Source organism: Pseudomonas sp. FW305-E2 (assembly GCF_058782925.1).
In genome coordinates this window covers 104,362-125,149 of the sequence record NZ_JBYSYE010000003.1, presented here as the reverse complement: position 1 = coordinate 125,149, position 20,788 = coordinate 104,362, and the positions used below count along the sequence as shown (strand labels likewise).

Here is a 20,788-nt window from a genome sequence, read left to right as displayed (position 1 = left end):
GACAAAACCGATGGCACGGCCCTTGCTCTGAGCACAGGGCTGAGTAGTTGTAGTGCCAACCAAAAAAACTCTAGGAGCACCACCTCATGTCGCAGACGTTTTACAAGAAAGGTTTCCTGGCTCTGGCCGTAGCTACGGCACTGGGTGTTTCTTCGTATGTTCAGGCCGACGTCAAGATCGGTGTAGCGGGCCCAATGACCGGTGCCAACGCAGCGTTTGGCGAGCAGTACATGAAAGGTGCGCAGGCAGCGGCCGACAAGATCAATGCCGCCGGTGGCGTGAATGGCGAGAAAATCGTCCTGGTCAAAGGCGATGACGCCTGTGAGCCGAAGCAAGCCGTGGCCGTGGCCAACCGACTGGTCGACCAGGACAAGGTGATCGGCGTAGTGGGCCACTTCTGTTCCTCCAACACGATCCCGGCGTCCGAGGTATATGACGAGGCGGGCGTGATCGCCATCACCCCAGGCTCCACCAACCCACAGGTCACGGAGCGCGGCCTGAGCGCCATGTTCCGCATGTGCGGCCGTGACGACCAGCAGGGTATCGTCGCTGGCGACTACATCGTCGACGTGCTCAAGGGCAAGAAGGTCGCGGTGTTGCACGACAAGGACACCTACGGTCAGGGCCTGGCCGACGCGACCAAGGCGCAGCTGGAAAAACGCGGCGTGAAGCCTGTGCTGTACGAAGGCCTGACCCGTGGCGAGAAAGACTTCAGCGCTGTGGTCACCAAGATCCGCTCTACCGGTGCCGACGTGGTCTATTTCGGCGGCCTGCACCCGGAAGCCGGCCCGCTGGTACGCCAGTTGCGCGAGCAGGGCCTGAAGGACGTCAAGTTCATGTCCGATGATGGCATCGTCACCGACGAACTGGTGTCTACCGCCGGCGGCGCGCAATACGTTGACGGCGTGTACATGACCTTCGGTGCCGACCCGCGCCTGCTGCCAGACAGCAAGGCGGTGGTGGAGGAGTTCCGCAAGGCCGGCACCGAACCTGAGGGCTACACCCTGTACGCCTACGCTTCGCTGCAGGCTCTGGCTGCCGCGTTCAATGGCGCGAAGTCGAACAAGGGCGAGGACGCTGCCAAGTGGCTCAAGGCCAACCCGGTGCAGACCGTCATGGGTGAGAAGAAGTGGGACAGCAAGGGCGACCTGACCGTGTCCGACTACGTGGTCTACCAGTGGGACAAGACCGGTAAATACCACCAGCTGGAAAAACAAAAATAACAACGGCCCGCGGCCCGGGCGGTTGCTCGGGCCCAAGCCCCGCGGTACCTGTCTTTATTCGTAGATCTGCACAGTTCTGCGCTGCGAGGGCCCCGCACAGGTGGCCCGCGCCGTGGTCGGCGCTCGTGCAATCTCAATCAGGTGAGATTGCGTTATGGATGGTATTTTCCTGCAGCAACTGGTCAACGGCCTGACCCTCGGGTCGGTCTATGGCCTGATCGCCATCGGCTACACAATGGTCTATGGCATTATCGGCATGATCAACTTCGCGCACGGCGAGGTGTACATGATCTCCGCTTACCTCGCGGCGATCAGCCTGGCATTGCTGGCTTACTTCGGTGTCGAATCGTTCCCCCTGCTGATGCTGGGCACCTTGTTGTTCACCATCGTCGTCACCGGCGTTTATGGTTTCACCATCGAGCGCATCGCCTACAAACCGCTGCGTAACTCCACCCGCCTGGCACCGCTGATCAGTGCCATCGGCATTTCGCTGATCCTGCAGAACTACGCACAGATCAGCCAGGGCGCCCGCCAGCAAGGCGTGCCAACCCTGCTGGAAGGCGCCATGCGTGTCGAAGTCGGGTCCGGCTTCGTGCAACTGACTTATACCAAGATCTTCATCCTGGTGGCGGCCTTTGTCGGCATGGGCCTGCTGACCTACGTGATCAAGTACACCAAGCTCGGCCGCATGTGCCGTGCTACCCAGCAAGACCGCAAGATGGCCTCGATCCTGGGTATCAACACCGACCGGGTAATCTCCTACGTGTTCGTCATCGGTGCAGTGATGGCCGCCCTGGCCGGCGTGCTCATCACCATGAACTACGGCACCTTCGACTTCTACGCCGGCTTCATCATCGGTATCAAGGCGTTCACTGCTGCTGTGCTCGGTGGCATCGGCTCGCTGCCGGGTGCGATGCTCGGCGGGATCATCCTGGGTATTTCCGAGTCGCTGTTCTCCGGCTTGATCAACTCCGACTACAAGGACGTGTTCAGCTTCTCGCTGCTGGTGATGATCCTTATCTTCCGCCCACAAGGCCTGCTGGGTCGCCCGCTCGTGGCTAAGGTGTGAACATGTCGATTGCCAAAATTGCCTCTGCCTCTGAAACCAAAGGTTTCGATATCAAGCGCAGCCTGCTCGAGACCATCGTTGCCGGCTTGCTGGCGCTGATTGTCTTCGGCCCGATCGTCGGCGTGGTGCTCGACGGTTATACCTTCAACGCCGAACCTCGTCGGGTTGCCTGGCTGGTCGGCGGGGTGATGCTCGGGCGTTTCCTGCTCAGCCTGTACGTGCAGACCGCTGCCGGGCGGCGCATGCTCGAGGGCTTCGACAGTGGCGGCTCGGGCGTGCATGTGCGCGCGCCGAACTATGTGTCGCGGCTACGCTACATCATCCCGGCGCTGGTGGTGATTGCCATCGTCTTCCCGATTTTCGCCAACAAGTACCTGCTGACTGTGGTCATTCTTGGCCTGATCTACGTACTGCTGGGCCTGGGCCTGAACATCGTGGTGGGCCTGGCCGGCCTGCTCGACCTGGGTTATGTAGCGTTCTACGCCATCGGTGCCTACGGCCTGGCGCTGGGGTACCAGTACCTTGGCCTGGGCTTCTGGAGCGTGCTGCCCCTGGCGGCCATCGCGGCGGCGTTGGCGGGGTGCATCCTAGGCTTCCCGGTGCTCCGGATGCACGGTGACTACCTGGCGATCGTGACCCTGGGCTTTGGCGAAATCATTCGCCTGGTGCTGAACAACTGGCTGTCGTTCACCGGTGGCCCCAACGGCATGCCGGCGCCATCGCCAACCTTCTTCGGCCTGGAGTTCGGCCGCCGCGCCAAGGACGGTGGGGTGCCGATCCATGAGTTCTTCGGCTTCGAATACAACGCCAACCTCAAGTTCGTGTTCATCTACGCGGTGCTTTTCATGGTCGTGCTGGCAGTGCTGTACATCAAGCATCGCCTGACTCGCATGCCGGTCGGCCGGGCCTGGGAAGCGCTGCGCGAAGACGAGATCGCCTGCCGTTCGATGGGCCTGAACCACGTGCTGGTCAAGCTGTCGGCCTTTACCCTGGGCGCCTCGACTGCCGGTCTGGCCGGGGTGTTCTTCGCCACCTACCAGGGCTTCGTCAACCCGTCGTCATTCACATTCTTCGAGTCGGCGCTGATCCTCGCCATCGTCGTGCTGGGTGGCATGGGCTCGACCGTGGGTGTGGTCATCGCGGCGTTCGTACTGACCGTGGCGCCGGAACTGCTGCGCAGCTTCTCCGAGTACCGGGTGCTGCTGTTCGGCGTGCTGATGGTGCTGATGATGATCTGGCGACCGCGTGGGCTGATCCGCATCAGCCGTACCGGTGTGACCCCGCGTAAAGGAGTGGCGCCATGAGCGACGATATCATTCTCTCGGTCGATAACCTGATGATGCAGTTCGGTGGCATCAAGGCGCTCAGCGACGTCAGCCTGAAGGTCCGGCGCAACCAGATCTTTGCCCTTATCGGCCCCAACGGCGCCGGCAAGACCACGGTATTCAACTGCCTGACCGGCTTTTACAAGGCCAGTGGCGGACGCATCGAGCTGAACGTGCGCGGCAGCCATACCAACGTGATCCAGCTGCTCGGTGAGCGCTTCCAGCCGGCCGACTTCGTTTCGCCTGCGCGCTTTGCCAACCGCATGTACTACAAGATGTTCGGCGGTACCCATTTGGTCAACCGCGCCGGCCTGGCACGCACCTTCCAGAACATCCGGCTGTTCAAGGAAATGTCGGTGGTGGAGAACCTGCTGGTGGCGCAGCACATGTGGGTCAACCGAAACCTGCTGGCAGGTGTGTTCAACACCAAGGCCTATCGCAAGGCGGAGAGCGATGCGCTGGACCACGCCTTCTACTGGCTGGAAGTGGTCGACCTGGTCGATTGTGCCAACCGCTTGGCCGGCGAACTGTCGTACGGCCAGCAGCGCCGCCTGGAAATTGCCCGGGCCATGTGCACGCGGCCGAAGATCATCTGCCTGGACGAACCGGCGGCGGGCCTGAACCCGCAGGAAACCGAGGCACTCAGCCGCATGATCCGTGTGCTGCGTGACGAGCACGACATCACTGTGGTGCTGATCGAGCACGACATGGGCATGGTCATGAGCATCTCCGACCATATCGTGGTGCTGGACCACGGCAATGTGATTGCCGAAGGTGCGCCGCAGGACATCCGCCACAACCCGACGGTGATTGCCGCCTACCTGGGTGCAGACGAAGAGGAACTGGTATGAGTGCACCCATTCTCGAGCTGAAAGACCTGGACGTGTTCTATGGGCCGATCCAGGCACTGAAGAAAGTCTCGATGCACATCAACGAGGGCGAGACGGTAAGCCTGATCGGCGCCAACGGTGCCGGCAAGTCGACCCTGCTGATGTCGATTTTCGGCCAGCCGCGGGCGGCATCCGGGCATATCGTGTACCGCGGCACCGACATTACCCGCAAATCCTCGCACTACATCGCCTCCAACGGCATTGCCCAGTCGCCGGAGGGGCGCCGGGTGTTTCCCGACATGACCGTCGAGGAAAACCTGATGATGGGTACCATCCCCATCGGCGACAAGCATGCCGACGAAGACATGCAGCGCATGTACGAGCTGTTCCCGCGGTTGAAGGAGCGGCGTAACCAGCGGGCCATGACCATGTCGGGTGGCGAGCAGCAAATGCTGGCGATTGCCCGGGCGCTGATGAGCCGGCCGAAGTTGCTGTTGCTGGACGAGCCCTCGCTGGGGCTGGCGCCGATCGTGGTCAAGCAGATTTTCTCGACCCTGCGAGAACTGGCCAAGACCGGGATGACCATCTTCCTCGTGGAACAGAACGCCAACCATGCGCTGAAACTGTCGGACCGGGCCTATGTGATGGTCAACGGGCAGATTCGCATGACCGGGACCGGGCAGGAACTGTTGGTCAATGAGGAAGTGCGTAACGCTTATCTGGGCGGGCACTGAGTTGTATGCAGGGGCTGCAATGCAGCCCCCTTCTCAATGTGGAAAACTTGTCGTTCCCTTCTCCCGAAACACACCCATATTCCTTCGCAAGCCATTGTTTCCACAGGCCAACTCTTTTCCACGGATAGTGTGGAGCCGCCTGTGGAAAACATGGTGGCATATCGCTCAAGCCCTTGAGTATCAAGCCCTGTAGCGATTTGATCATTTTTTGTTCATATCCCCGTTGTGGATGATTTCCCCAAGCTTTCAAAATCTCTGCATGCACTTGAAGTGTTGCGATAATCCTGTGGATAACTCTGTGTAAAAACCTTGGACAGACCGCTGCAGGCGGCATGTTTGAAAGCCTTGCGCCATCACCGCCAAGATATCCACCGACCACAATCCGCTGAAAGGGTTCCGTGCAGTGGACAAGTTGCCCCCAATCCGTGGGGAAAGCCTTGTGGATAACATGCGCATACCTGGCGGCGAGCCTTCTGCTGCAAGGGTTTGCAGAATATGAACAAAAAATGAACAGCCCCTGAACGGCTTGCTGCCAAGGCCAGGCGCGGGCATGCTGCAAAGCTGCCATGACAACCTACCGTGAGGAACACAGCATGACGTCCACCGTATTCATCACTGGCGCGACTTCCGGTTTCGGCGAGGCCACCGCCCGCCGCTTTGCAGAAGCCGGCTGGAAGCTGGTACTCACTGGGCGCCGCAAAGAGCGCCTGGACGCCCTGTGCGCTGAACTGTCGGCCAAGACCGAAGTGCATGGCCTGGTGCTGGACGTGCGTGACCGCAAAGCCATGGAGCAGGCTATTGCCAATCTGCCGGCCGGCTTTGAAAAAATTCGCGGTCTGGTCAACAACGCCGGCTTGGCGCTGGGTGTGGATGCTGCGCAGAACTGCAGCCTGGACGACTGGGAAACCATGGTCGACACCAACATCAAGGGCCTGATGTACACCACTCGCCTGCTGCTGCCACGGCTCATCGCCCATGGCCGCGGCGCGTCGATCCTGAACGTCGGGTCGGTGGCGGGCAACTACCCGTACCCGGGCAGCAACGTGTATGGCGGCACCAAGGCCTTCGTCGGCCAGTTCTCGCTGAGCCTGCGTTGCGACCTGCGCGGTACCGGTGTGCGTGTGAGCAACATCGAGCCGGGTCTGTGCGAGAGCGAGTTCTCGCTGGTGCGCTTCGGGGGTGACCAGGCCAAGTACGATGCTACCTACGCGGGTGCGGAGCCGATCCAGCCACAGGATATTGCCGAGACCATCTTCTGGATCCTCAACCAGCCGGCGCACATCAATATCAACAGCCTGGAACTGATGCCGGTGAGCCAGGACTGGGCAGGGTTCTCGATCGACCGATCAAAAGGCTAAGCAAGAGGCGCGAACCGGAACGATCCGGTTCGCGAAGCAACGCATCGCTCAGTTGATGTAGTAAAAGCTGGTTCTTTCTTTAGGAATGATGCCTAACGCTTGAAGGACATCGTTGATGGCGTCATGCCGGCCCATGTCCTCGGCCGTTGCTTTGCAATTGATGACACGGCGCAGGCTTAGCAGGTAGCTGAGTTTGCCATGGGAGTGCTCGTCATAGCGGTGGCCGTGATCGATTATCTTCTGTGCCGCTCGGTTGATCTGCTCTTCGACAAATGCCTTGAAGGCTTCTGCTTCCATGTTGGTTACTCCTGAAACGTTCGAGAAAGGAGCACCAACATAGGCGTGGGGAGATGCTTCCGGCAGAGGGAAACGCTCACCCCTGACAGATTCTTTAGGTGTTCAACTGATTCAGCCCTTCCAGGCAGGTAGCCAAGTGATAAGGCGTGGTCGATGGCATGTCATCCCTGCTCACCGCGCCGTCACCCCCTCGGCACTCATACCAGCCGGCGTCACGCAGGAACCGCGCTGAAAGGGCGCCCAACTGCCCAGCGAGCTTTGCTTCACTGCCTTCACGCAATGTAAGCGCCCGCAGGTACTCGGCCTGCGCCCAGATACGCTGGGAGGCATCAAGCACCCGGCCATCCACATTCAGCATGGCCAGTACGGCCGCATCCTTCACCCCGAATTGCTCGGCAAAGCCGAAGGCCCGGTCTATCGACGCATGCAGCGGCGTGTCACGCAGCAGCGGGGAGGTATGCAGCAGATAGAACCACTCGAACTGGTGCCCAGGCTCGAACCAGTTATCCACAGCCCCGTGTGGCTTTTCCAGCATCAGGCCATGGGCCGGTTCAATGAAATGCGCCTCGAGCGCCTGACACAATTGCAGCAGCGACTGGCGGACATGTTCGTCGCCACGCACTGCCAGTACTTGCAGGAACGCTTCGGCCAGGTGCATCTGCGGGTTTTGCAGCGGGCCACTGCCGAGGTCGGCCCAGTCTTCGCCCAGGCAGGCTTCGTACAGGCCATCGTCACGGGCGAACTGCTGGTCGATGATGTCCAGCGCGGCATTCAACGTGGACTCCACCAGGTTTTCGCGCACTTTGCCCCAGTAGTGCGCGCAGGCGAACACGATGAAGGCGTGGGTATACAGGTCCTTGCGCCGGTCCAGCGGCTTGCCGTGGGCGTCGATGCTGTAGAACCAGCCCCCGTGCTCGGCATCGTGGAAGTGCTTTTGCAGCGAGCGAAACAGGGCTGCGGCGCGTTCGGCGGCGCCCGGTTGCCCGATACGGCTGCTGAACACATACAGCTGGCGTGCACAGGCCATGGCCCGGTAGCGCTGCACCGGCAACGGATGGTGCTGGGCGTCCAGCGCTTCGTAGGGCAGGGCCATGTCGGCGTTCCAGCCCGGGCCTTGCCACAGCGGCACGATGCGTTCGGCGAAGTGCTGGTTGAAGCGGGCCAGTTCGGGCAGGGTGGGGCGGGGGTCGGACATTTCGGCGCTCGTCGCTGTCGGGCAGGGCGCCATGGTAGCAGAAGTGGGGTTTTCAGTAGCCTGGGTTGCCGAGCCCCTGCCAATGCCGCGCCCCGACAAAGATGAAGCGCAACTGCTGGGTGATCTTTTCCTGGGGCGTCAGGGCCTGTGGATAACCCGCTTCCGGGTTGTCGATAAGCTCGGGCAGGGTGGCGAACACGGTTTTCACCACCAGGTCGGCCATCACCGCAAGCGCGGCGCTGTCCAGGTGTTGCCAGCGCTTCATCCGTGCAAGGTCGGTGGCAAGGTCGTCGCTGATATCCTGGCGCAGGCGGGCAATGGCCTGGCGCACGGCCTGCGCACCGCCGTACTGCTCGCGGGCCAGGAACAGGAACTGCGCGCGGTGGGCGGCTACCACGTCGAGGAAGATGCGCACCGAGGCGTCGGTGATGCCGCCCAGTTCGAATTCGTTCTGGCGCACCAGGCGGATGGTCTGGCGGAAGGTGGTGTCGATTTCGGCGACAAGGGCCAGGCCCAGAGCGTCCATGTCGGAGAAATGCCGATAGAAGCCGGTCGGCACGATGCCAGCTGTCTTCGCCACTTCGCGCAGGCTGATACTGCCGAAACCACGGCCACTCTCCATGAGCAGGCAGGCGGCATCGAGCAGGGCCTGGCGGGTCTGTAGCTTCTGTTCGGCGCGCGGCAGCATGATGCGGGCTTCTGTAACGGTCAGGCTGGGCACTCTAGATAAAAAAACAAAGCCCGGTCAATGGACCGGGCCTGGAGGGGAGCAAGCGTTGTGACAGAAGTTGTTCTTTTCGGCCATGGCGATCAGCTCACACGGCTGAGTTCAACCAAGCGATCCGAGCCACCTTCAGCAACTCGGCCAGAACGTTCGATCAGGCGATCGGAGCCGCCTTCGGCAACACGGCCAGCTTGTTCGATCAGGCGATCGGAGCCGCCTTCGGCAACACGGCCAGCTTGTTCGATCAGGCGATCGGAGCCACCTTCGGCAACACGGCCAGAACGTTCGATCAGGCGATCGGAGCCACCTTCGGCAACACGGCCGGAACGTTCGATCAGGCGATCAGCGCCACCTTCGGCAACGCGGCCGGAACGTTCGATCAGGCGATCGGAGCCGCCTTCAGCGACGGTTTTCAGCGGCTGGGCGATTTCGGCAGCGCTGGAGCGCGCTTCGGACGTCAGGTGTTGCTCGGACGCCGGCAGGGCGAAAGCGTTGGCGGCCAGAAGGGACAGGGTCAGGGTCAGCAGATGGCGTTTCATGATTTCGGTGCTCCTCTCGGGGGCTGGAAAGTGGGTACGAAGCCAATGCTACGCCGCGTAACGCCAGAGAGAAGTTCATACGGGTAATGGTAACAATCGACCATATTGATAGAGGTTTTCAGGGCGTCTATTCCGGCCATTGCAGCCATGCAGACCATCCCCGTGCCCGGTTGGCGGTGGGTAACATGTGCAGTCTGGTGAGACAAATTTCTGAGCAAGAGGCCAGGAAAAACTTCGCTATCATGGCGCCATCGATAAAACCTCACGGGTTTTCATCAGTCGGAGTTATTGAGGCCATCGCTGCGCCTGTTTTCTGTCATGCCGCAAGGAGAAATACGCAATGACGCGTCCCGCCAGAATCCTCGTCTGGACCCTCGCCAGCCTGCTTACCGTGCTGGCGATCCTGGTGGTAGTGATTGCCACCTTCGACTGGAACCGCGTCAAGCCACTGCTCAACGAGAAGGTCTCCGAAGCCTTGCATCGGCCCTTCGCGATCAACGGCAACCTCGCCGTGCACTGGCGTACCGAGCCCGAAGAGGGCGGCTGGCGTGCCTGGGTGCCTTGGCCGCACTTCATTGCCGAAGACCTGACACTGGGCAACCCCGAGTGGCTCAAAGAGCCGAAGATGGTCGGCCTTGAGCGCGTGGAGTTCCGCCTGGCGCCGCTGCCGCTGGTGTTCCAGCAGATCAGCATACCCCGCATCAACCTCACCAAGCCCACTGCCAGCCTCACTCGCCTGGCCGATGGCCGCGCCAACTGGGTCTTCGACTTCGGCCCCAAGGATGAAAACGCTGAACCTTCCAAATGGCAGCTGGACATCGGCGCCATCGGCTTTGACCAAGGCAACGTCAGCTTCGACGACCAGACCCTCAAAACCAGCATGAAGGTGCAGATCGACCCGCTTGGCAAGCCAATCCCGTTCAGTGAGATTGTCGGCAAGGCCAGCGCCGAGAAGGCCAGCGGTGCGCAGGACTATGCCTTCGGCCTCAAGGCCCAGGGCCGCTACAAAGGCCAGCCAGTGTCCGGCACCGGCAAGATCGGCGGCCTGCTGGCCCTGCAGGACGCCAGCCAGCCGTTCCCGCTGCAGGCCGACGTGCGCATCGCCGACACCCATGTGGTGCTCGCCGGCACCCTCACCGACCCGCGCAACCTTGGTGCCCTCGACCTGCGCCTTCGTTTGTCGGGTGCCAGCCTGGGCAACCTCTACCCATTGACCGGCGTCACCTTGCCTGACACCCCGGCCTATTCCACCGACGGCCGCCTAAGCGCCAACCTGCAGGCGGCGCAAGGGGCGTCGTTCAATTACCAGGGCTTCAACGGCAAGATCGGCGACAGCGATATCCATGGGGACCTGGCCTTCGTTGCCAGCCAGCCACGGCCCAGACTGTCCGGCAACCTGGTATCGAACCAGTTGCTGTTCAAGGACCTGGCGCCGCTGATCGGTGCCGACTCCAATGCCGAACAGAAGGCCCGCGGCGGTGCCAGCAAGCAGCCTGCAGGCAAGGTGCTGCCAGTGGAGGCGTTTCGCACCGAGCGTTGGCGGGCAATGGACGCTGATGTCACCTTTGCTGGCAAGCGCATCGTGCACAGCGCGCAACTGCCGTTCACTGACCTGTCGGCCCATGTGGTGCTCGAAGACGGCCTGTTACGCCTGGAGCCCCTGCGCTTTGGCGTGGCCGGCGGCAGCCTGGCCTCCAACATCCGCCTGGACGGGCGCAGCGTGCCCTTGCAGGGGCGCGCGAAGTTGACTGCGCGTGGCTTCAAGCTCAAGCAACTGTTCCCTACCTTCGCGCCAATGCAGACCAGCTTTGGTGAGCTCAATGGCGACGCGGACATCAGCGGCCGTGGCAACTCGGTAGCCGCCTTGCTGGGTACAGCCAATGGCGACTTGCGCATGCTGATCAACGATGGCGCCATCAGCCGCAGCCTGATGGAAATTGCCGGCTTGAACGTGGGCAACTATGTGGTCGGCAAGCTGTTTGGTGATGAGGACGTGAAAATCAACTGTGCGGCGGCCGATGTGGGCATCAAGGATGGCCTGGCGACTACGCGGCTGTTCATCTTCGATACCGAGAACGCGATCATCTACATCGACGGCACGGCGAACTTCGCTTCCGAGCAACTGGATTTGAACATCACCCCGGAATCGAAAGGGCTGCGGTTGTTCTCGCTGCGTTCACCCCTGTATGTGCGCGGACCGTTTGCCAAACCGAACGCCGGTGTGCAGGCATTGCCGCTGGCGTTGCGTGGCGCAGGCATGGTTGCGCTGGGTGTGGTGGCTGGGCCGGCGGCGGGGTTGCTGGCGCTGATTGCGCCCAGCAGCGGCGATGACCCGAACCAGTGCACACCGTTGTTGCAGCAGATGAAGGCAGGCAAGGCACCGACGGCGGTGAAAGCGCGGAAATAGCAAGGGGCCGCTAAAGCGGCCCCTTGAGGGTGTCAGAAATCAAAGGCCTTGCAACAGGTCGGACATATCGTCCGCGTGCTCCTCTTCCTGCGCCAGGATGTCTTCGAAGATACGACGGGTAGTCGGGTCTTTATCCCCGATGTACTGAATGATCTCGCGGTAGCTGTCGATGGCAATGCGCTCTGCCACCAGGTCTTCCAGCACCATCTCTTTCAGCGAATTGCCGGCCACGTACTGGGCATGCGAGTGCTTGGTGAGGTTGTCGGGGTTGAAGTCCGGCTCCCCGCCCAGTTGCACGATGCGCTCGGCCAATTTGTCGGCATGTTCGGCTTCCTGGTTGGCATGTTCGAGAAACTCCGCGGCAGCCACGCTGGCTTTAATGCCGCTGGCCATGAAGTAATGGCGCTTGTAGCGCAGCACACAGACCAGCTCGGTGGCCAGCGATTCATTAAGCAGGCGCAGGATCTGTTCACGGTCGGCGTGGTAACCCTCGGTCACTGCGCCTTGCTCCACATGCTGGCGTGCACGCTCGCGCAGGGTTTTCACATCGGTCAGTTCAACATTGCTCATGGTTATCTCCAGCAGGGGTCAGGGTCGGGTCGGAACACAGGCTTATGCGCCATGCAGGGCGTCGCTGTCCTCCTGGCGTTGCTTGCAGGTCTTGAAGCCTTTGGCATCGACATGGCCGGTGGCATCGAAGCGCACGTAATAGGGCTGCTGCTTGCCGTCGCGGTTGAGGATGTAGTCGTTGCAGGTGCCCCCGTGCGGCAGGTCGATCACGCTCGACGGGCTGCCGCCAATGGCGATGACCTTCTGCATGGTCATACCGTTCTCCACCTGCTTGACCAGCGGCTCATCGCGGTAGGTGACGTAATCCACCGGGTTTTCCGGGCGGCTGCCGCAGGCGGCCAGGGTGGCGCTTGCCAGAAGGATTGCCAGGGTCTGCTTGTACATGGTCCCGCTCCTTGCAAAGGGTCTGTGTGGTTTTGAACCACAACGCGCGCCGGGAGTTCGATTGCGATAGTCATGATGGCCGCTGTAGTGTTGGCCCGTCGTACAGCAAAGGAGCTGCGGGAATGCAGCAGGATTTGGCCACGCGATACCCGCTGGTGCTGGTGCCAGGCATGCTCGGGTTTGTCCGGATGGTGCTCTACCCCTACTGGTTCGGCATTGTGCCGGCCCTGCGCAAGGGCGGGGCGCAGGTGTTTCCGGTGCAGGTTTCGCCGCTGCATTCCAGCGAGGTGCGCGGCGAGCAGTTGCTGGCGATCATCGACGATATCTGCCAACGTACCGGCGTCGACAAGGTCAACCTCATCGGCCACAGCCAGGGCGCCCTGAGCGCGCGTTACGCTGCGGCCAAACGGCCGGGGCGGGTGGCGTCGGTCACCTCGGTGGCGGGGCCCAATCATGGCTCCGAGCTGGCCGACCACCTGGAACGTACGGCACCGGGCGATTCACCCCAGGGGCGCATCCTCAAGGCCGTGCTGCATGGGTTTGCCGTGCTGCTGGTTTGGCTGGAAACCGGCTGGCGTCGTGACCCGCTGCCTGTAGATGTGCACGCCTCGCACCAGTCGCTGACCAGCGCCGGGGTGGCACTGTTCAACCAGGCTTATCCACAGGGCCTGCCGCAAACCTGGGGTGGGGAAGGGGCCTATGAGGTCAATGGCGTCCGCTATTACTCCTGGTCCGGCACCTTGCAACCCGGCCTGACAGACCAGGGGCGCAACCGCTTTGACGGCAGCAGCCGCTTCTGCCGCCTGTTCGCACGCAGTTTCATCAAGGAAAAGGGCCATTGCGACGGCATGGTCGGGCGTTTCAGTTCGCACCTGGGGCAGGTGATCGGCGACGATTACCCGCTCGATCACCTGGACATCGTCAACCAGTCGCTCGGTGCCGTGGGCAAAGGCGCGGAGCCGGTGCGGCTGTTCACCGAACATGCCGCCCGGCTCAAGGCGGCGGGGCTTTAGCTCAAGTGCCTTGGCGGCGGATCGGCGTGGTCCAGCGTTCGGCCAGCACTACGCCGGCCAGGGTCAGCAAGCCGCCGACCAGGTGGTAACTGGCCAGTTGCTCGTCGAGCACCACGGCGGCGATCAGCGCAGTGACCAGCGGCAGCAAGTTGAAGAACAGTGTGGTGCGGCTGGGCCCCAGGCGGTGCACGGCCTGCATCCACACCAGTGGCGCGATCATCGAGGCCAGTACGCAGGCATACAGGACCAGGCCGATGTTGTGGCTGTTCAGGCCGGTCTTGTCCGACAGCAAGAACAGCGGTAGCAACACGACGATGGCTACCAGAACCTGCAGGTACAGCAGCTGCATCGGCGGCAGGCGCAGCTGCCATTTCTTCAGCAGGAAGCTGTACAGCGCATAGGCCAATGTAGCCGCCAGCATCAACAGGTCGCCGCTGTTCAGCCCATGCTGCAGCAGGCTGGCGGGGTGGCCGGCACTGACCACTTCAAGCACGCCAAAGAATGACACCACTGCGCCCAGCAGGGCACCGTAGCTCAGGCGCTGGCCCAGCCAGGCGATGGACAGCGCCAGTGACATCAGCGGCATCAGCGAGAGGATGATGCCCATATTGGTGGCACTGGTGATGCCGGCGGCGAAGTAGGCCAGGCTCTGGTACATCGCCATGCCCAGCACGCCGAGCACGAACACCTGGGTCAGGTGCGGGCGGATGGCTGCGCGGTTGCGCCACACGGCGGGCAGCATGAACGGCGTGAACAGCAAGGCGGCCAGCAACCAGCGGTAGAAACCGATCTCCGCAGGGTGGATGGCGCCGGCGGACATCTTGGTGACCACGGTGTTGCCGGCCCAGATGAGGATGGCGGTGAGGGGGAACAGGTAATTCATGTAGCGGGTCACTCATTGGGGCTTGGATTGGGGCTGCCTTGCCGCCCTCGCGGGCTTGCCCGTTCCCATGGGGATACACAGGCCTGGAGGCTGGCGCAGATCCTGTGGGAGCGGGCGAGCCCGCGAAGGCCTGCAAGGCAGGCCCTCGATAGGCCTGTATTATCGAATGTCTGTTAACAAGCCTATACTTCTATCCAGACAATCGACCCTGCAAAGCAGACAGCATGCCGCGCAAATACCTTGATATCCCCCAGTTCACCCAACTGCCGGCCTCGGTGTACTTCCGCCACGACGAGTTCGTTGCCGACACCCACAGCGCCGTGCACCAACACGGCTGGGGCCAACTGAACTACACCGCCCACGGCGTAATGCATCTGGATGTGGCCGGCCAGCGCTTCCTGTCGCCGCCGCACTACGCCGTTTGGGTGCCGCCCGACACCGAGCATGGCTGCTACAACCCCCAGGCCATCGTCTACCGTTCTATCTACCTCGACCGCAGCCTGTGCGCAGCGCTGCCATCGCACCCGTGCAGCCTGATGATCAGTGACATCCTCAAGGCCATCCTCGGTGACTTCGCCCGGCGCAATCTCAAGGTGGCCGAGGACGAGCGTGACCAGCGCCTGGTACAGGTACTGCTTGACCAGTTGCTGCTGGCGCCCACCCTGGCCTGCTACCTGCCGTTTGGCCACAGCGATGGCTTGCGCCAGGTGCTCGACGCGCTCAGCGCCGAGCCGGGGGACAACCGCCCGCTGGCCGACTGGGCCGCCCGCGTGCACGTCAGCGAACGCACCCTGGCCCGCCAGTTTCTGCGCGAGCTGGGCATCAGCTTTGGCGAATGGCGCCTGCGCCTGCGTTTTCTGCGAGCCATCGAAGCGCTGGAAGCCGGCCTGCCGATTCAGGCCATTGCCTTCGACCTTGGCTACAGCAGCGCTTCGGCGTTCATCGCCATGTTCCAGCGTCAGGCCCGGTGTACGCCTGAGCAGTACCGCCGGCAGGCGCGGGCGGGGCGCTGAACATTCTTGGCTACACTCAGCTCGACCCCCGTGCATCGGGCGCGGAGCCAAGGAGACCACTCCATGAAAGTGCTGCAAATTCCGTTACTGGCGCTGGCGGTGTTGTTCAGTGCCCAAGGTTTCGCTGCCAATACCGCGCAGCAGGAAAAGATGAAAACCTGCAACGCCGACGCCACCGCCAAGGCCCTCAAGGGCGATGAACGCAAAGCGTTCATGAGCACCTGCCTGAAAAAGGATGTGCCACAAACCCAGCAAGACAAAATGAAGACCTGCAATGCTGACGCCACCACCAAAGCCCTCAAGGGGGATGAGCGCAAGGCCTTCATGAGCGATTGCCTGAAGAAGAAATGACCTGCGCCTATGCCTGCGCCGCCAAGGCTGGCAGACTGCGGCATTCCCGCTGTCTGCCGTCGAGGCTGTATGACCTTTACCCCCCGTCAGATCACCCTGGCCAGCTTGATCATCGTCATGGCTGGGCTGCTGCTGGCCTTGCCCCTGAAGTTACTGCCCAGCCTGCTGGCCGGTCTGCTGGTGTTCGAACTGGTCAACATGCTGACCCCTCGCCTGCAACCGCTGCTTGCTGGCCAACGCGCGCGCTGGCTGGCCGTGGCGCTGCTCGGCACGTTGGTGGTCAGCACCCTGACACTGCTGATTGCCGGTGCGTTCAGCTTCCTGCTGCACGAGGCGGAAAACCCCGGCGCCTCGCTGGACAAGTTCATGGCTTTGGTCGAGCGTGCTCGCGGCCAGCTGCCACCCTTCATCGAGGGTTACTTGCCTGCCAGTGCCGCAGAGTTCAAGGTGGCCATCGGTGACTGGATCAAGAGCCACCTGAGCGATTTGCAGTTGGTGGGCAAGGGCATGGCGCACATGTTCGTGACGATGCTCATAGGCATGATCCTCGGCGCCATCATCGCTTTGCAGCGTATTCCCGATATCTCCCGGCGCAAGCCCTTGGCGGCGGCGCTGTTCGAACGTCTTAGCCTGCTGGTGAAGGCGTTTCGCAACATCGTGTTCGCGCAAATCAAGATCTCGCTGCTCAATACGATCTTCACCGGCATTTTCCTGGCCGTGGTGATGCCGCTGTTCGACGTGCACCTGCCGCTGACCAAGACGCTGATCGTGCTGACCTTCCTGCTGGGCTTGCTGCCGGTGATCGGCAACTTGATGTCCAACACCTTGATCACCATCGTCGGTCTGTCGCTGTCGATCTGGGTGGCGGCGGCGGCGCTGGGTTACCTGATCGTCATCCACAAGGTCGAGTACTTCCTCAACGCGCGGATCGTGGGTGGGCAGATCAGTGCCAAGGCGTGGGAATTGCTGCTGGCGATGTTGGTATTCGAGGCGGCGTTCGGGCTGCCCGGTGTCGTGGCGGGGCCCATCTACTATGCCTATCTGAAGAGTGAGCTGAAGCGGGCGGAACTGGTCTGATCATGCAGTGGCCTGTACCGGCCCTTTCGCGGGTAAACCCGCTCCTACGACGGCCTGTGGCCAATCACCGATGTGTGTCCACCCCCGACCGGTGCGTAGGAGCGGGTTTACCCGCGAATACGGTAGCGGCAGCAACGGTGAACGACTGGTGGAGATTGGCCAGCAGGCCCGGCCCGTTCGCGGCTACAAGCTAAACGACAAATCAGGCCGCGCCGTAACGCTTGCGCGCCTCGATGGCCAGCCCGCTACCAATGCTGCCAAAGATGTTGCCTTCCACATGCCGCGCATTCGGCAGCATCGCCGAAACACTGTTGCGCAGCGCCGGAATGCCGCTTGAACCACCGGTGAAGAACACCGTATCGACCTGGTCTTCGCTTACCCCAGCCTTGGCCAGCAGTTCGGTCACGCTACCGCGCACGCGCTCCAGCAGGCCTTCGATCGCCTCTTCGAACAGCGCGCGGGTCAGTTCCGCAGTCAGCTCGGGCTCGACGCGGCGCAGGTCGATGTGGCGGCTGTCATGCTCGGTCAGCTCGATCTTGCTGGCTTCTACTTCCATCGCCAGCCAGTGCCCAGCGCGCTGCTCGATCAGTTTGAACAGGCGATCGATGCCGAAGCTGTCCTCGATGTCATAGCGCATGCTACCCAGCGCCAACTGTGATTTCTGCGAATACAAGGCGTTGATGGTGTGCCAGGTGGCCAGGTTGAGGTGGTAGCTGGTCGGCATCAGCGCACCGCTCTTCATGCGGCTGCCGTAGCCAAACAACGGCATCACGCCCTGAAGGCTCAGTTGCTTGTCGAAGTCGGTACCGCCAATGTGCACACCGCCCGTGGCGAGGATGTCGCTTTGGCGCTCGGCGACCCGATGGCGCTCGGGCGACAGGCGGATCAGGGTGAAGTCCGAGGTACCACCGCCGATGTCGACGATCAGCACCAGCTCTTCGCGGCTGATGCTCGACTCATAGTCGAAGGCTGCGGCAATCGGTTCGTACTGGAACGACACGTCCTTGAAGCCGATTTTGCGCGCCACTTCGGCCAAGGTGTCCTCGGCCTCCTGGTCGGCAGCCGGGTCTTCGTCGACGAAGAACACCGGGCGGCCCAGCACCACCTGGTCGAATTCACGGCCAGCGGCCGCTTCAGCGCGCTTCTTGAGCTCGCCGATGAACATGCCCAGCAGGTCCTTGAACGGCAGGGCGCTGCCCAGCACGCTGGTGTCGTGCTTGATCAGCTTCGAGCCCAGCAGGCTTTTCAGCGAGCGCATCAGGCGGCCTTCGTAGCCTTCCAGGTACTCGTGCAGCGCCAGGCGGCCATACACCGGGCGCCGCTCTTCGATATTGAAGAACACCACCGAGGGCAAGGTGATCTTGCCGTCTTCCAGGGCAATCAGCGACTCGACGCCAGGCCGGTGCCAACCGACCGTGGAGTTGGAGGTGCCAAAGTCGATGCCCAGGGCGCGGGCCGGGGATACGTCAGACATGGGAAATGGGCTTCCGGAGGCAAAACGGCCGCGCAGTGTATGCCAGTTGGCTACAGAATCAAGACCAGTCGTCTGCCTTGAGGCAAACCCAAGTTGGTCTTGAAAGGCTATGCTTGACCCCTATCTTCAGTTGCAACACGCACATTCACATTGGTGATCCACAAATGGACTTCAAAGACTATTACAAGATACTCGGCGTAGAGCCCACTGCGGACGAAAAGGCGATCAAGGCCGCGTACCGCAAACTGGCGCGCAAGTATCACCCCGATGTCAGTAAGGAGCGCGACGCCGAGGAGAAATTCAAGGAGGCCAACGAGGCCTATGAGGTGCTGGGCGACGCGCAGAAACGTGCCGAGTTCGACGAAATCCGCAAGTACGGCGGCCAGCATGGCCGGCCGTTCCAGGCCCCACCGGGTTGGGAAAACCGTGGCGGTGGCGGCGGCTTCGAAGGCGGCGACTTCTCCGACTTCTTCAGCTCGATCTTCGGTGGGCGCAGTGCGGGTGGCAACCCCTTCGGTGGCGCCCGGCAGCAGCAACGCAGTGCCGGCAGGCGGGGGCAGGACGTGGAGCTTGAACTGGCAGTGTTCCTTGAAGAGACCCTGAGCAAGGAGTCCAAGCAGATCAGCTTCCAGGTGCCGCAAACCAATGCCATGGGCCAGCGCACCGGCTTCACCACCAAGACCTTGAACGTGAGGATTCCGGCTGGGGTGACCGACGGCGAGCGCATCCGCCTCAAGGGCCAGGGTGCGCCGGGCGGCGGTGGCGGGGCCAACGGTGACCTGTTCCTGACCATCCGCATGGCACCGCACCCGCTGTTCGATGTCGAAGGTCATGACCTGATCATCACTGTGCCGTTGGCACCGTGGGAGGCGGCCCTGGGCGCCAAGGTGGCGGTTCCGACCCTGGATGGCAAGATCAACCTGACCATCCGTCCTGACAGCCAGAGCGGCCAGCGCCTGCGTGTACCGGGCAAGGGCCTGGTCAACAAGCAGGGAGAGCGCGGCAACCTTTATGCGCAGCTCAAGGTGGTGATGCCGCCTGCGTCGGACGAATCTGCCCGCGAACTCTGGACCAAGCTTTCCGAGAAAGCTGCGTTCAACCCGAGGACACAATGGAGTAAGTGATCATGAGCAGCACCCTGATCGTTCAACTGGACATGCGTACCCTGTGTCAGGAAGCCGATGTCACGGCTGAATGCGTGATCGAAATCGTCGAACATGGCATTGTCGAACCTTCCGGGCGAACGCCGGAGGACTGGCTGTTTGACGATCAGGCGCCGCTGGTGACCAAACGAGCGGTGAAGCTGCACCAGGAGCTGGAACTGGAGTGGGAAGGGGTGGCGCTGGCGCTGGAGCTACTGCAGGAGGTGCAGCAGTTGCGCAGTGAGAACAACATGCTGAAGCAGCGGCTGGGCCGGTTTATTCAGATGTAGGTTCCCTTGCCGGCATCTGTGGGAGCGGCCTTGTGTCGCGATGGGCTGTGCAGCAGCCCCAGATCTTTGCTCCACCGCAACATTGCCAGGGCTGCTTTGCAGCCCGTTCGCGACACAAGGCCGCTCCCACAATGGACCGCATTTCAGGTCGGTCCGGCGCCCGGGTTCAACCTTCCGGGCGAACGCCGGAGGACTGGCTGTTTGACGATCAGGCCTTGCCGGTATCTGTGGGGGGCCTTGTGTCGCGATGGGCTGTGCAGCAGCCCCAGATCTTTGTTTCACCGAAAAATTGCCAGGGCTGCTTTGCAGCCCGTTCGCGACCCAAGGTTGCGCCCGCAATGGACCGTATTTCAGGTCGGTTCGGCGCCCGGGTTCAGCACCAGTTGCATGAAGGTCAGATCAAGCCAGCGGCCAAACTTTACCCCCACCTGCGGCATCTGGCCGGTCACCACGAAGCCCAGCCGCTCATGCAGGCGAACCGACGCCGCATTGCCACTCTCGATGGCCGCCACCATCACATGCTTGCCGCACCCCTTCGCACGCTCGATCAGCGCGGCCATCAACACCGGCCCCACTCCCTTGCCCCGTTGGTCGCCACGGACATACACCGAGTGCTCCACAGTCAGGCGAAAGCCCTCGAACGGCCGCCAGTCGCCAAACGAGGCATACCCCAGCACGCCCGTCTCATCTGTAGCTACCAAAATCGGGTAGCCCTGCTGCGCCCGCGCTTCAAACCAGGCCTGGCGGTTGCCGAGGTCCACTGGGGTTTCGTTCCAGATCGCTGTGGTGTTGAGCACCGCGTCGTTGTAGATGTCCAGTATGCCCGGCACATCGGTGGGCCGGGCATCGCGAATTTCGTAGCTCATGACAGCGTCTCGCAAAGTCGTTGT

22 protein-coding genes are annotated in these 20,788 nt (G+C 62.0%); 13 read left to right on the top strand and 9 right to left on the bottom strand.

Annotated elements, in window-relative coordinates:
• Positions 1-86 precede the first annotated feature (86 nt).
• The 6 genes from AC3WLP_RS04500 to AC3WLP_RS04475 all read left to right on the top strand — a co-directional run bounded on the left by AC3WLP_RS04500 (position 87) and on the right by AC3WLP_RS04475 (position 6,539).
• Positions 87-1,223: a branched-chain amino acid ABC transporter substrate-binding protein gene (locus tag AC3WLP_RS04500; RefSeq protein WP_003249588.1), complete on the top strand. Its 1,137-nt coding sequence runs from the start codon at positions 87-89 to the stop codon at positions 1,221-1,223.
• Positions 1,224-1,377: 154 nt separating this feature from the next.
• A complete protein-coding gene (locus AC3WLP_RS04495) occupies positions 1,378-2,292 on the top strand; it encodes an ABC transporter permease subunit (RefSeq protein WP_003249590.1) in 915 nt (304 codons plus the stop codon).
• Positions 2,293-2,294: 2 nt separating this feature from the next.
• Positions 2,295-3,596 carry a high-affinity branched-chain amino acid ABC transporter permease LivM gene (livM, locus tag AC3WLP_RS04490; RefSeq protein ID WP_003249592.1) on the top strand — a complete coding sequence of 434 codons (1,302 nt, stop codon included), beginning with the start codon at positions 2,295-2,297 and terminating at the stop codon, positions 3,594-3,596.
• On the top strand, positions 3,593-4,468 hold the full coding sequence (locus AC3WLP_RS04485) for an ATP-binding cassette domain-containing protein (RefSeq protein ID WP_003249594.1): 876 nt from the start codon (positions 3,593-3,595) through the stop codon (positions 4,466-4,468). Before livM ends, AC3WLP_RS04485 begins: the two co-directional genes overlap by 4 nt.
• Entirely contained in the window at positions 4,465-5,181 is a 717-nt protein-coding gene (locus tag AC3WLP_RS04480) for an ABC transporter ATP-binding protein (protein WP_004576969.1), read from the top strand. The genes AC3WLP_RS04485 and AC3WLP_RS04480 overlap by 4 nt, the downstream gene beginning before the upstream one ends.
• A 593-nt stretch (positions 5,182-5,774) precedes the next feature.
• Positions 5,775-6,539 (top strand): SDR family oxidoreductase, encoded by a 765-nt coding sequence (locus AC3WLP_RS04475; RefSeq protein ID WP_003249597.1) that lies wholly within the window; start codon positions 5,775-5,777, stop codon positions 6,537-6,539.
• A gap of 48 nt (positions 6,540-6,587) precedes the next feature.
• Here the strand turns inward: AC3WLP_RS04475 and AC3WLP_RS04470 are convergent, their stop codons facing one another.
• From AC3WLP_RS04470 to AC3WLP_RS04455, 4 genes are all read right to left on the bottom strand, one after another.
• A complete protein-coding gene (locus tag AC3WLP_RS04470) occupies positions 6,588-6,836 on the bottom strand; it encodes a hypothetical protein (protein WP_012053847.1) in 249 nt (82 codons plus the stop codon).
• Between the two features lie 94 nt (positions 6,837-6,930).
• Positions 6,931-8,031: an AGE family epimerase/isomerase gene (locus AC3WLP_RS04465; protein ID WP_088513280.1), complete on the bottom strand. Its 1,101-nt coding sequence runs from the start codon at positions 8,029-8,031 to the stop codon at positions 6,931-6,933.
• 52 nt (positions 8,032-8,083) lie between these two features.
• On the bottom strand, positions 8,084-8,719 hold the full coding sequence (locus AC3WLP_RS04460) for a TetR family transcriptional regulator (protein WP_003249603.1): 636 nt from the start codon (positions 8,717-8,719) through the stop codon (positions 8,084-8,086).
• A gap of 122 nt (positions 8,720-8,841) precedes the next feature.
• The gene (locus tag AC3WLP_RS04455; RefSeq protein WP_492576063.1) at positions 8,842-9,294 is read right to left on the bottom strand and encodes a phage infection protein; all 453 of its coding nucleotides are present in this window, start codon (positions 9,292-9,294) and stop codon (positions 8,842-8,844) included.
• A 340-nt stretch (positions 9,295-9,634) separates the two neighbouring features.
• On the opposite strand from AC3WLP_RS04455, the gene AC3WLP_RS04450 reads away from it, so the two are divergent.
• Positions 9,635-11,701, top strand: a complete 2,067-nt coding sequence (locus tag AC3WLP_RS04450) for an AsmA family protein (RefSeq protein WP_088513278.1) — start codon at positions 9,635-9,637, stop codon at positions 11,699-11,701.
• A 39-nt stretch (positions 11,702-11,740) separates the two neighbouring features.
• On the opposite strand, the gene AC3WLP_RS04445 is transcribed toward AC3WLP_RS04450, so the two are convergent.
• Both AC3WLP_RS04445 and osmE read right to left on the bottom strand, forming a co-directional pair.
• Entirely contained in the window at positions 11,741-12,271 is a 531-nt protein-coding gene (locus tag AC3WLP_RS04445; protein ID WP_014754602.1) for a ferritin-like domain-containing protein, read from the bottom strand.
• A gap of 42 nt (positions 12,272-12,313) precedes the next feature.
• Positions 12,314-12,655, bottom strand: a complete 342-nt coding sequence (gene osmE / locus AC3WLP_RS04440; protein WP_014592574.1) for an osmotically-inducible lipoprotein OsmE — start codon at positions 12,653-12,655, stop codon at positions 12,314-12,316.
• A 122-nt stretch (positions 12,656-12,777) separates the two neighbouring features.
• Between osmE and AC3WLP_RS04435 the strand changes: the two genes are divergently transcribed.
• Complete coding sequence (locus AC3WLP_RS04435) at positions 12,778-13,668, top strand: esterase/lipase family protein (RefSeq protein ID WP_012053841.1); 891 nt, start codon at positions 12,778-12,780, stop codon at positions 13,666-13,668.
• A 1-nt stretch (position 13,669) separates the two neighbouring features.
• Here AC3WLP_RS04435 and AC3WLP_RS04430 read toward each other — a convergent pair whose 3' ends face one another.
• Complete coding sequence (locus AC3WLP_RS04430; protein WP_088513277.1) at positions 13,670-14,551, bottom strand: DMT family transporter; 882 nt, start codon at positions 14,549-14,551, stop codon at positions 13,670-13,672.
• Positions 14,552-14,775: 224 nt separating this feature from the next.
• On the opposite strand from AC3WLP_RS04430, the gene AC3WLP_RS04425 reads away from it, so the two are divergent.
• From AC3WLP_RS04425 to AC3WLP_RS04415, 3 genes are all read left to right on the top strand, one after another.
• Positions 14,776-15,564 carry an AraC family transcriptional regulator gene (locus AC3WLP_RS04425; protein WP_088513276.1) on the top strand — a complete coding sequence of 263 codons (789 nt, stop codon included), beginning with the start codon at positions 14,776-14,778 and terminating at the stop codon, positions 15,562-15,564.
• A 63-nt stretch (positions 15,565-15,627) separates the two neighbouring features.
• Entirely contained in the window at positions 15,628-15,915 is a 288-nt protein-coding gene (locus AC3WLP_RS04420) for a PsiF family protein (protein WP_003249621.1), read from the top strand.
• 69 nt (positions 15,916-15,984) lie between these two features.
• A complete protein-coding gene (locus tag AC3WLP_RS04415) occupies positions 15,985-16,992 on the top strand; it encodes an AI-2E family transporter (RefSeq protein WP_003249623.1) in 1,008 nt (335 codons plus the stop codon).
• A gap of 202 nt (positions 16,993-17,194) precedes the next feature.
• On the opposite strand, the gene AC3WLP_RS04410 is transcribed toward AC3WLP_RS04415, so the two are convergent.
• On the bottom strand, positions 17,195-18,466 hold the full coding sequence (locus AC3WLP_RS04410; protein WP_003249625.1) for an Hsp70 family protein: 1,272 nt from the start codon (positions 18,464-18,466) through the stop codon (positions 17,195-17,197).
• 164 nt (positions 18,467-18,630) lie between these two features.
• Here AC3WLP_RS04410 and cbpA point away from each other — a divergent pair, with 164 nt between their 5' ends.
• Together cbpA and AC3WLP_RS04400 are read left to right on the top strand one after the other, a co-directional pair.
• On the top strand, positions 18,631-19,590 hold the full coding sequence (gene cbpA, locus AC3WLP_RS04405) for a curved DNA-binding protein (protein WP_088513275.1): 960 nt from the start codon (positions 18,631-18,633) through the stop codon (positions 19,588-19,590).
• 2 nt (positions 19,591-19,592) lie between these two features.
• Complete coding sequence (locus AC3WLP_RS04400; RefSeq protein ID WP_003249630.1) at positions 19,593-19,898, top strand: chaperone modulator CbpM; 306 nt, start codon at positions 19,593-19,595, stop codon at positions 19,896-19,898.
• A 350-nt stretch (positions 19,899-20,248) separates the two neighbouring features.
• Here the strand turns inward: AC3WLP_RS04400 and AC3WLP_RS04395 are convergent, their stop codons facing one another.
• Entirely contained in the window at positions 20,249-20,764 is a 516-nt protein-coding gene (locus tag AC3WLP_RS04395) for a GNAT family N-acetyltransferase (protein ID WP_088513274.1), read from the bottom strand.
• Positions 20,765-20,788: the final 24 nt, after the last annotated feature.

Coding starts and splice junctions, on each gene's coding strand:
- AC3WLP_RS04500 (WP_003249588.1), top strand. CDS start 87: ATGTCGCAGACGTTTTACAAGAAAGGTTTCCTGGCTCTGGCCGTAGCT.
- AC3WLP_RS04495 (WP_003249590.1), top strand. CDS start 1,378: ATGGATGGTATTTTCCTGCAGCAACTGGTCAACGGCCTGACCCTCGGG.
- livM (WP_003249592.1), top strand. CDS start 2,295: ATGTCGATTGCCAAAATTGCCTCTGCCTCTGAAACCAAAGGTTTCGAT.
- AC3WLP_RS04485 (WP_003249594.1), top strand. CDS start 3,593: ATGAGCGACGATATCATTCTCTCGGTCGATAACCTGATGATGCAGTTC.
- AC3WLP_RS04480 (WP_004576969.1), top strand. CDS start 4,465: ATGAGTGCACCCATTCTCGAGCTGAAAGACCTGGACGTGTTCTATGGG.
- AC3WLP_RS04475 (WP_003249597.1), top strand. CDS start 5,775: ATGACGTCCACCGTATTCATCACTGGCGCGACTTCCGGTTTCGGCGAG.
- AC3WLP_RS04470 (WP_012053847.1), bottom strand. CDS start 6,836: ATGGAAGCAGAAGCCTTCAAGGCATTTGTCGAAGAGCAGATCAACCGA.
- AC3WLP_RS04465 (WP_088513280.1), bottom strand. CDS start 8,031: ATGTCCGACCCCCGCCCCACCCTGCCCGAACTGGCCCGCTTCAACCAG.
- AC3WLP_RS04460 (WP_003249603.1), bottom strand. CDS start 8,719: ATGCTGCCGCGCGCCGAACAGAAGCTACAGACCCGCCAGGCCCTGCTC.
- AC3WLP_RS04455 (WP_492576063.1), bottom strand. CDS start 9,294: ATGAAACGCCATCTGCTGACCCTGACCCTGTCCCTTCTGGCCGCCAAC.
- AC3WLP_RS04450 (WP_088513278.1), top strand. CDS start 9,635: ATGACGCGTCCCGCCAGAATCCTCGTCTGGACCCTCGCCAGCCTGCTT.
- AC3WLP_RS04445 (WP_014754602.1), bottom strand. CDS start 12,271: ATGAGCAATGTTGAACTGACCGATGTGAAAACCCTGCGCGAGCGTGCA.
- osmE (WP_014592574.1), bottom strand. CDS start 12,655: ATGTACAAGCAGACCCTGGCAATCCTTCTGGCAAGCGCCACCCTGGCC.
- AC3WLP_RS04435 (WP_012053841.1), top strand. CDS start 12,778: ATGCAGCAGGATTTGGCCACGCGATACCCGCTGGTGCTGGTGCCAGGC.
- AC3WLP_RS04430 (WP_088513277.1), bottom strand. CDS start 14,551: ATGAATTACCTGTTCCCCCTCACCGCCATCCTCATCTGGGCCGGCAAC.
- AC3WLP_RS04425 (WP_088513276.1), top strand. CDS start 14,776: ATGCCGCGCAAATACCTTGATATCCCCCAGTTCACCCAACTGCCGGCC.
- AC3WLP_RS04420 (WP_003249621.1), top strand. CDS start 15,628: ATGAAAGTGCTGCAAATTCCGTTACTGGCGCTGGCGGTGTTGTTCAGT.
- AC3WLP_RS04415 (WP_003249623.1), top strand. CDS start 15,985: ATGACCTTTACCCCCCGTCAGATCACCCTGGCCAGCTTGATCATCGTC.
- AC3WLP_RS04410 (WP_003249625.1), bottom strand. CDS start 18,466: ATGTCTGACGTATCCCCGGCCCGCGCCCTGGGCATCGACTTTGGCACC.
- cbpA (WP_088513275.1), top strand. CDS start 18,631: ATGGACTTCAAAGACTATTACAAGATACTCGGCGTAGAGCCCACTGCG.
- AC3WLP_RS04400 (WP_003249630.1), top strand. CDS start 19,593: ATGAGCAGCACCCTGATCGTTCAACTGGACATGCGTACCCTGTGTCAG.
- AC3WLP_RS04395 (WP_088513274.1), bottom strand. CDS start 20,764: ATGAGCTACGAAATTCGCGATGCCCGGCCCACCGATGTGCCGGGCATA.